Origin of the sequence: Mycoplasma sp. HU2014 (genome assembly GCF_001199495.1) — a bacterium.
Classification (GTDB): Bacteria; Bacillota_I; Bacilli_A; order Mycoplasmatales; family Mycoplasmataceae; genus Mycoplasma.
The window spans coordinates 1-9,295 of sequence record NZ_LFYS01000075.1 but is presented as its reverse complement, the minus strand read 5'-3'; the positions used below and the strand labels follow the sequence as shown (position 1 = coordinate 9,295).

At 24.3% G+C, this 9,295-nt stretch carries 9 protein-coding genes and 3 pseudogenes; 2 read left to right on the top strand and 10 right to left on the bottom strand.

Annotation, left to right across the window (positions count from 1 at the left end; all coding sequences use genetic code 4):
* On the top strand, positions 1-527 hold a 527-nt coding region (locus AB668_RS05205; protein WP_152908081.1), incomplete at its 5' end, for a transposase.
* Between the two features lie 262 nt (positions 528-789).
* On the opposite strand, the pseudogene AB668_RS05200 reads toward AB668_RS05205, so the two are convergent.
* The 7 genes and pseudogenes from AB668_RS05200 to AB668_RS05175 all read right to left on the bottom strand — a co-directional run.
* A pseudogene (locus AB668_RS05200) lies at positions 790-981 on the bottom strand (SDR family NAD(P)-dependent oxidoreductase); the annotation flags it as partial.
* 17 nt (positions 982-998) lie between these two features.
* Positions 999-1,559 (bottom strand): riboflavin kinase, encoded by a 561-nt coding sequence (locus tag AB668_RS05195; protein ID WP_050517916.1) that lies wholly within the window; start codon positions 1,557-1,559, stop codon positions 999-1,001.
* Positions 1,559-2,428, bottom strand: a complete 870-nt coding sequence (gene truB, locus AB668_RS05190; protein ID WP_050517915.1) for a tRNA pseudouridine(55) synthase TruB — start codon at positions 2,426-2,428, stop codon at positions 1,559-1,561. Before truB ends, AB668_RS05195 begins: the two co-directional genes overlap by 1 nt.
* Before the next feature lie 53 nt (positions 2,429-2,481).
* Positions 2,482-2,835 carry a 30S ribosome-binding factor RbfA gene (gene rbfA / locus AB668_RS05185; RefSeq protein ID WP_050517914.1) on the bottom strand — a complete coding sequence of 118 codons (354 nt, stop codon included), beginning with the start codon at positions 2,833-2,835 and terminating at the stop codon, positions 2,482-2,484.
* 314 nt (positions 2,836-3,149) lie between these two features.
* Positions 3,150-3,299, bottom strand: coding sequence for a hypothetical protein (locus AB668_RS05790; protein ID WP_160315019.1), 150 nt, complete (start codon positions 3,297-3,299; stop codon positions 3,150-3,152).
* On the bottom strand, positions 3,265-4,971 hold the full coding sequence (locus AB668_RS05180; protein ID WP_050517913.1) for a hypothetical protein: 1,707 nt from the start codon (positions 4,969-4,971) through the stop codon (positions 3,265-3,267). The genes AB668_RS05790 and AB668_RS05180 overlap by 35 nt, the downstream gene beginning before the upstream one ends.
* A 32-nt stretch (positions 4,972-5,003) precedes the next feature.
* A pseudogene (locus tag AB668_RS05175) lies at positions 5,004-6,002 on the bottom strand (IS1634 family transposase); the annotation flags it as partial.
* A gap of 213 nt (positions 6,003-6,215) precedes the next feature.
* On the opposite strand from AB668_RS05175, the gene AB668_RS05860 reads away from it, so the two are divergent.
* Positions 6,216-7,601 carry a transposase gene (locus tag AB668_RS05860; RefSeq protein ID WP_201342703.1) on the top strand — a complete coding sequence of 462 codons (1,386 nt, stop codon included), beginning with the start codon at positions 6,216-6,218 and terminating at the stop codon, positions 7,599-7,601.
* Here the strand turns inward: AB668_RS05860 and AB668_RS05165 are convergent.
* The 3 genes and pseudogenes from AB668_RS05165 to AB668_RS05785 form a co-directional block, all read right to left on the bottom strand.
* Positions 7,598-8,308 (bottom strand): annotated as a pseudogene (locus AB668_RS05165) (IS1634 family transposase); the annotation flags it as partial. The gene AB668_RS05860 and the pseudogene AB668_RS05165 overlap by 4 nt on opposite strands.
* 18 nt (positions 8,309-8,326) lie before the next feature.
* The gene (locus tag AB668_RS05160; protein ID WP_050517912.1) at positions 8,327-8,509 is read right to left on the bottom strand and encodes a hypothetical protein; all 183 of its coding nucleotides are present in this window, start codon (positions 8,507-8,509) and stop codon (positions 8,327-8,329) included.
* Between the two features lie 267 nt (positions 8,510-8,776).
* Positions 8,777-9,295: transposase (locus tag AB668_RS05785; RefSeq protein WP_160315018.1), on the bottom strand; the 519-nt coding region annotated here is incomplete at its 5' end.

Sequence of the window (9,295 nt, the reverse complement as noted above, 5' to 3'; positions counted from 1 at the left end):
ATATTATTTTATGTAAAAAAGCAAAACTTAATCAAACCGAATTTTTATATTCATTTAAAAGCACAAATGACTACAACCAAGAACGAAGAGCTTATTTAGATAAAGTTAATCGAGAACAAAATTTTAATAACGAACTTTTACAAGAAAAAGAAAATCTTTTTGGAACAATTACTTTTATTTCCAACGAAGATTTATCTTTAAAACAAATATATGATCTTTACAAAACAAGATGAGAAATTGAAGAATTTTTCAACTTCTATAAAAACATTGCTGAATTGGATTTTGTAAGAGTACAACAAAACACAAGTGTAATTGCGACTGAATTTATAAACTTAATAAGTTCTATAATCACTTCAAGAATGAAAAAAGAATTTGAAGAAAAAGGATTAACAGAGAGATTTTCATTTAATCAAATAATGGAAAGATTAAGTTCAGCTAATAAGTATTTAGATGGTACAACTAAAAAATGACACTATACAAGTGAAAAGAAATATACTGACAATATTATTGATATTTTAAACCTATAGTGTCAAAAATGATAAATTTCTTATTTTATTAGTTGTATTATTAACAATATTTGATATTAAAATAGCTGGTTGTGCAATAAGTTCTATTAAGAAAAGGTATTTAAATAACTTCATATAATTCCTTTCTATTTGTTTTATATTCTTATGTTTTTCTAATAATGAAATATGTTTTATATTTTTTAAACATTTACATTATAATTACTAAAAAAAAGACTTGACAAAAATCGAATGTTTGTATCTAGTCTTTTAAATAAAAGGTAATAATTGCATTTTTAATTTGTTCGATATCTCTAACATCAACACGTGCTGTAACACAATTTTTTAAATTTAAATTATCTAAAATTTCTTTTCTTCTAGCCATAATTAAAACAGGATAACCTTTCTCAGAAAATAATTTAGCACAAGCTAGTCCAATACCACTACTTGCACCTGTAATTGCTACTAATTTTTTCATAATTTTCTCCTTGTTTTTTAATCAAAATCTATTCCTAATAATTTTTTAGCTTCTTGGATTTTGTTTTCTTTTATTAGTTTTTTAATATTTGATGATGAAATATCATTATCTCTTTTTTCAACAATAACATTATCAACTCCAAATTCAGCGATTAAATAATTAATATCTCCTTTAGCTTGTCAACCAAATCTAAAATCTTCACCTTCAATAATTTTTACAACATTTAATTTAGTTTTTAGATCATTTATAAAATCTTCTCTAGTTGTTAAAGTTAATTTTTTATTAACTTTAATATCATAAAAATAATCTAATTCTTTTAAGTGATTGTTTATATAGTTTAGTTTTTGTTCTTTTGTTGCTATTTTTTGATAACTTTTAGATTCAACAAAGTTTTTAATTTTTTTATCAAAACTAATCACGATACTATTTAAATTTTCTTTTTTAGCTATATCAATAACTTGATTAATTATTTTTTGATGATATATGTGAAAACCATCAAAATTACCAATAGTTATAATTGATTTTTTATTATTTTTAATTGGTTTTATTTTACTAAACGCTTGATTGAAGTATTGCATTAATTATCCAATCCTCCTCTTTTAGTTTTAAAAATATCATCATTTAATCTTTCATAACAACTAATTAAATTATTATCTTTATCACTTATAAAAACTAGATCTGAATTAACATCTAATTTTATTTTTTTACCTTGTTTAACACTTAAAATATCATCATAATTAACTATTTTATAATCAGATAATTTAATAGCATCATACATAGTTATTAGATTATCTCAACTAATTTGATCAATAGTTTTTGAGCAAGTTATATCAAAAGATCCTGATTTAGTTCTTCTTAATTCTTTTACATAACTAATGGTGTTTAAATCTTTAGCAATATCAACTGCTAAACTTCTTATATAAGTTCCTTTAGAACAATAAACATCTAAAGTTAGTTCATGATTTTTACTATCATAATTTAATAATTTAGTTTCATATATTGTGATTGTTCTTGATTTGATTTCAACTGTTTTGTTTTCTAAAGCATATTCATATAATTTTTTACCACCAACTTTAATAGCTGAATAAATAGGCGGAGTTTGATCATAAGTATAATTGTTATACTTATTTATAACATTATTTAAAGTAGTTGGATCAATTTCAAAACTTGGTTCAGTTTTAATAATTTCAGTTTCAGCATCATAACTACTAGTTTGAGCAAATAATTTTAAAGTAACAATATATCTTTTATCATTATTTAATAAATAATCACTTATTTTAGTTGCATTATTAACTAAACAAATTACAACTCCTGTTGCTAGTGGATCTAAAGTTCCACAATGTCCTACTTTTTTAATATTTAACTTCTTTTTAACTTGTTGAATAAGATTATTAGTGCTTATGCTTTTAGGTTTATTTAGTATTAAAATTCCTGATTTTTGATTCATATTTTATTCTTTCTAACTTAAAAAAACCAAGTTTAAACTTGGTAATTTTATTTTTATTTTGAATTTTGTTCAGCTAAAATTTCATTAATATGATTTGCACGATCTAAACTTTCATCGTATTCAAAAGTTAAATTCGGAACACTTCTTCAATCTAATTTAGAAGCTAAAATCATTCTAATTTCTTTTAATCCTTCTTCAATTTCTTTACCAACATTTTCTTTTGAAATATCTTGATTAATTGGTAAGAATGAGTAGAAAATTTTAGCATGAGATCCATCAGATGAAAGTCTTACTTCAGCTATTGAAACTGTATTTAAAACTGGGTTTTGTAATTCTCTTTGTAATATTAAATTTAGCTCTCTTAACATTTGTGATTCTTTTTTCTTTTGAGCTTTTAAGTTTGACATAAATAAACCCTCCAATTTTTGTATATGTTTATTATATCATTATTATTAATTTATGAATTTCATTTACAGTTCTATGTGTACTAATTTTTTCACTTCTTTTAAGATATCTAATTCTTCTATAATTTCATTTACAGTTCTATGTGTACTAATTTTTTCACTTCTTTTAAGATATCTAATTCTTCTATAATTTCATTAACAATTCCATTATTTATATTAGATAAAGTGTTTCTTATGGTTTCAGTTACACACTTGTTAAAAGTTCAGATTAGATACTAAAAAATTACTCAATTTTTAGTATTAATATTTATAAAATTCTATTCATCACCCGCTATATCTAACGCAAAGTAACCTTGACCGAAGTTATTAATAGCATTTCCTCAAGCGATTGTTGCTCCTGTAAGTATTGTTGCAACTAATTCAACATTATATTTAACTAATCATGATGGATCGACTTTTTTCAGCACCTTCTACAACTTCAGCAGCTTCTCTTAGTTTTGCAAGTTTATCTTTAATTGCAGATCTGAATGGGTAAACTGCAGCTGTAGAAATTGTCATAACTATTGAAACATATTGCATAACACTTGATCAGTGAGCAACTTCGTCAAGATATTTCATAACTAATGATTTATAATTATCGAAATTATCAATTTTTGAAATATCAACACTTTCAGTTTTATTAGCTTCATCTAATGCTTTATTAATATTTCTCATAGCTATTGCTGATATAACAGTAATTGTTGCAGCCATACAAGTAGCAGCAGTTGTGACTGAAGCGTCAAATACATCCATTTCAGATCATTCTGCAATTGTTAAAGCAGCTTCAGCAATTGTTAATGCAACACCACTAGCTATGAAATATTTTAAAACATCTCTAGTTGCATATAATGAATCAAAGAATTTTGAATATTCTTTTTTAAAGTGCATTGCTTTTTCAACAGTTGGTGAAGGAGTAACTCCTTGTAATAAAGCATCAGAATCTGAAATAACTCTATATGCACCTCTTGTTGTTGTATATCCTATTTGAATACCGTCATCTTTGAATTGTGTTTTATCAAAAGGTGTGCTGTCATTCATTTGAGCTTGTAATTTTGTATTCAAATCTTTATCTGAATCATGTGTAACTTTAAATGAATAATCACCAACTAACTGATTTAAAATTTTATTTCAATAATTTGCCATATTTGCAATTGTAGTATCAGTGTTATATGTTTGTTTTGCACCTAATAAGTTAACTTTTTTAGGTAATGATCCATCTGATGAATCACTTTCAATTGAGTTCATACATTCAAAGAATGAAGTTACATCCATTTGTATTTTAGGATTAAATACTCCTTTTGAAACTACTTTATTTGTTTGAGTATTAATTAATTGAACTGGTAATTCAACTTCTCTGTTAAAGATTTTACCTAGCAATTCTTGGCTTTCATACATTGATTTTGTTATATCAAGACCTTTGATTGAAGAAGTATCAACTTTAATTTTATAAATTGAATTGTCATTTTTAACTGATGATAAGTTGTTTCTTACAAGTGAAATTTTTTGTTTAATTCTGTTTGTTATCATATTTGAATATGAATTAAATACATCTTCTAGTGAATGAGAAGTGTCAATATCATGTGAAATTTCAATACTATTTTGAGATGATAACATTGCATCAACAGTTTTAGAAAAAACATTACTTGATGATTGAGCATCACCTAAAACTGATTTTTTAGATGAAACAAGATTAATGTTTTTTAATCCAAAAACATCATCACGAGAAACTCCATTACTTGATATTGTAATTTCAATTTCATCAGCAATTTTATTATTTGCTAAGTCTAAATATGAATCTTTATTTGAATCAAATAAAGATTCATTAGCTAAACTTTGATCTTTTAAAAAAATATTTACATTAGCTGTTCGACCTTGAGCTTTTTCATGTTGAATTACATAGTCTTGCATTTTTTCTACAGCTGTTTGAAAGGTATCATCATAACTTACATTTAAATCATATTGAGTAGACATTGCATTTGCATTATCATTATTATCCATTAATACTCTAAAGTATTTTTGAGAAATATAACTAACTTCATCTTTACTAAAAATTGAAGTATCTTCTATTGATTTATTTCCTACGTTTCCCACTTTAAGCATAAAAATAACAGTTTAAACTTATAAACCTAAATTTATAAGTCAACTGTTATTTTTTTTAAAACTTCTAAAAGAGTGTGATAAGTATCTCAACTTTCTTTTAACCCATCATTAAACACTTGTATTGTTTCTGTTTTTTGTTTGTTTACAAATATCTCAATTTCTTTGACATCTTTAATAACGTTAATCATTTTATGTTCAGTAATTCTATTTTTACCTTGTAATCCTAATCTAGAATTCAAAAGGTAAACTACATAATTTAAAAACACTAAAGATACAAAACATAAACAAATATATCCAACAATATGATTTCATGTTGATAAATACATTGGACGAAGTGACAACTTACCTTTTAACGTTTTAAAATTAGATTCAATTTGTCACTGTTTTGAATGTAAATTTACAATATCAACTACAGATAAATCAGTTCTATTTGTTTCATAAACATAATATCCATCGTATTTTTCATCTTCATTTATTTTTGCTACATCCAATTCATAAAAAGTACCTTTATTTATAGGTTTAAAAAACTTATATTTTTTTGAACCAGCTAAATTGTCATAAGAAACTAAATTATCTTTATTCATCTTTTTAATAAAATTTTGAACCAAGATATCTCTATCATTTTTATCTTTTATTGCACGTTTTTTACTAAAAGTTATTATCTGTTTTCTGAAATGACCGTTTGGTCGTTTTTTATTGTAAAAAGATGCTATATCACGAATTTTATATTTAAAAGAACCATCAGTTATATAATCTTTTTCATCTAAAACGTATTCTTTAAACTGTTTGCTACCAGCTTTCATTCTATAAGAAATTATATAGTTTCAATTTTTAGATTCTAAGAATCTAATATTTTTATTAACACTCATACCTTTATCAGCAATAATAGTTACTGTGTTTATTTCATAAAGGTCTGCAATTTCTAGCATAAAAGGAATAAATGTATTTTAATCAGCACTATTGCCAGGAAAAACTTTGTAATGTAATGGAATTCCGTTTTCATCGGTTGCCATTCCTATTACAATTTGATTAAAGAATTCCAAAAATATACACTATATTTTTCGGTTAAAATAGCACAAAAACAATTAAAAAATGAAGATTTTTAATAAAAGAGTATGTTTTAGTAATAAAATGTACTCTTTTTGTTTAGAAAAATTAATAAAATTTTTAAAAAATACTTTTAAAAGACTTCTCTTTTATGTTATAATATACTATATAATACACTATAGAAAAGGAAAGATATTATGGCTGTACCGTTAGAAATAAGGCAAGTTCCAAGACCTAAAAATACTATTGTTAAATTAACAGGAAAATCATGAGCTGTTATTCAAAGAATTGGATGTGAATATAAAAATGGTAAGAATTATCCAAAAAACGGACCTGTCATAGGTCATATAATAAATGGAGAATACGTACCTAAAAAAGAAATATCAATAGAATTAAGACCAAAAAATTATGGTGACTATATGCTTGCTAAAAATCTCTCAAATGATATTTTGAAAGACTTGATGCACGTTTATGGTGTTGAGGCATTTAGAATTTTTGCAATTGCTATTATGAAAACATTAAACCCAGATGCAAATGATTCTTTAATAGAGAAATATTATGAAGAATCATTTTTATCAGTAGATTTTCCAAATATGAAATTATCAAAAAGTACCGTTTCAAATTTTATTTACAAGCTTGGTTGCGACACCAATAAAATTATTGAATTTATTAGAAAAAGGGTTGAAAAAACAAATGCAAATGACCTTGTTGCTATTGATGGTATGCTTAAAAATTACAATAGTAGAATAACATCATTTGGTTCTTTATCATATAAATCGAGAATTAAAAATACAAAAAATATATCAATCGTTACTGCTTTTAATATAACAACAAAAGATATAATTTGTTCTTTACCATATCGTGGTAATTGCGTTGATTTTTCTAGTTTTCCTGATTTTTTAGAAAAAACTAATATAAAAACTGGGGTTATTATAGTAGATAAAGGGGTTAGTAATGGTAAAAATATACCAGATCAAGTAGGTTATATATTTCCTATAAAACGTTCTTTGAGTATTTTACATAAACTTAATATTTATGATATGGAAGAAAAATTTAGCAATAAAGACAACACCATTTTTTACAAAAAACTAAAGCATGAAAACAAATTTTATTATGCTTTTAGAGATAATAATAGATTTTCAAAAGAACACAGTGACTATTTAAAAAGTAAAAAATATACAATAGAAAATTATAAAAAACTAAAAGATAAGTTTGGAACTATAGTTTATATATCTAATCAAGATCTAGAACCAATTGATATTTATAAAATGTACAAACAAAGATGAGAAATCGAGCTAGTTAACAAGTTTTATCAAGATAACTTGAACCTTAAAGAAGTAAATAAAAAGAGTGATATTTCAATTTATGGAGCAGAATTTATTAAAATGCTTTCTACAATTATTGGTTATAGAATAAAAAATAAATTCAAAGAAAGAGGTATCTTAAATGAAAAAACTTTTAGTGAAGCACTAAAAGTATTTAACTCTTATAAAAAATACAAAATAAATATTATGGGTGGTTCTTGAATAGTTGGTAAAATTTCAAAAAAGGATGAAGAAATGATTTTATCTTGTCTTATATAGTGTATATTTTTGGAATTCTTTATTTGATCTTCTTTGAATTTTCCATCCTTTGAATAACCAGGCTTTTTAAACCCTTCTCTTGAAAATGTTTCAAAATATGCGGTTGTTGCATCAAATCACAAAACATCAATTTTTCTATTTGTGTTATCACAAATTTTCTTGTTTAAGTTTTTCAGAATCTCGTCTTTATTTTTTGCAATATAATCTAATGATCTGTAAAATGAATTTTTTGAATGAATATCTATTCTTTCTTTTTTTATTGTTTTGTAAGTGTTAAATACGCTAATCGGATTTTTAATTCTTTGATAAATTAATTGCATAATAACATCTTTTAGTGTTGTTGATCTTGTAGTAGAACAATTATCAAAAATATCAAAATAATCAAAGAGTTTTTCAATAATTTCGTAACCTTTATACCTTTCTATAACCTCTTTTTTCAATGATTTTTTCTCTTTGAAGATTTCATCTAATTTTGTTTTAGCTTGTTCTTTTGTTCGAGATAGTGGGAAGTTTGCAATAATTGCTTTAATCACAGTTAGCGGATCATCGTGATATTCTTTCAATTCATGTAAATAACCATAACCGAATCTGAATTCAAACCCATTGTTATCTCTTCTCGGCACCCCAATTGATAAATATTCACCCTTCTTAACTCTTGCAATTGATGTTCTTCATTGTCTTTTTGTATCTTTTCTTGACTTTTTCATATTTCTATTATATCATATTTAAGCATAAAAGTATAGATATTTATATTTTTTTATGAAAAATATAGCTACTAAAAACCTGCTATTTTTGTAGCTAAGTGGGAAACGTAGGATTTTTTCTACAGCTGTTTGAAAGGTATCATCATAACTTACATTTAAATCATATTGAGTAGACATTGCATTTGCATTATCATTATTATCCATTAATACTCTAAAGTATTTTTGAGAAATATAACTAACTTCATCTTTACTAAAAATTGAAGTATCTTCTATTGATTTATTTGTTTTACTGTTTACTTGATCAATTGCTTTATTTATAGTTTTATTGATTGTTAAATTGTCATTTGTAGCTTGTAAAGCTGAATTTGATATAGATTTTGCAATAGCTTTTTTTGGCAGTATCTTTTGTTCATTTATCTGATGAACTATTAATATTGTTATTTTTAACCTGAACTTTTCACGTTCGTGTGACTAGTTTAGGTTTTTATTAATATCTTTCGTGCATTGATTTACATCTTTTTCGGTTATTTTTAATGCAGATAAAATTATTTTTTGAGTCTTGCTTAAACCATAAGAACTTACATATGTTTTATTGAATTTTGCTAACTCCATTTTTGATAATTCACTAAACAATGTATTCACTGTATGATGACCATTTTCAGCTAAAAATTCTTTCATACAATAACTGAAATATGATCTAACAATCAATGCTAAAAATGAAATAAACATTTTTGATTCTAAAACCAATCTATCCTGAACATTAAATTTATTTAAATCAAAAGTGGTCTTAACAGTTGAAAATGCTTTTTCAACAAGATCTCTTTTCTTGTATTGAGTAAGTATAAATTCTAAATCAGAATCAACGTTTGAAACTATTATTGAGAACCCTGCATTTTTGTGAACTTTTTCAAAAACATTTTCTTTTAAAAAAACAACTTTTTGATTATTTTCATCAACATTAATATCAAAAAAGTTTTTGTATTCTTTTTT